Annotated in this window: 1 pseudogene; it reads right to left on the bottom strand. The window is 45.4% G+C overall.

What is annotated here, in order from left to right:
- Nucleotides 1-295: pseudogene (locus tag CD122_RS08965) on the bottom strand (phosphopentomutase); the annotation flags it as partial.

Raw genomic sequence — 295 nt, 5'->3', positions numbered from 1 at the left:
GATCCATACCGTCCATATTGCTCTTTGTACGGATTGCTTCTGATACGCCTTCACCGTCATAGATGTCATTGATCTTACCAATCGCGATGACATCATAGTCTGCGTCCTTCAACGTATTCATGACCGTACGACCGAATGGTTTCAATGCGTAGTCGTGACGGTTGCTTGTACGTGTGAAGTTGCCCGGTTCGCCCACATATGGACGGGCAATGATACGTCCAATCAAGTATTTCGGATCTTTCGTTAACTCGCGGACTTTCTCACAAATATCATACAGTTCTTCAAGTGGAATGAT

It is taken from the genome of Staphylococcus rostri, assembly GCF_002902145.1.
Lineage (GTDB): Bacteria > Bacillota > Bacilli > Staphylococcales > Staphylococcaceae > Staphylococcus > Staphylococcus rostri.
This window is presented reverse-complemented; position numbering and strand designations above follow the sequence as displayed.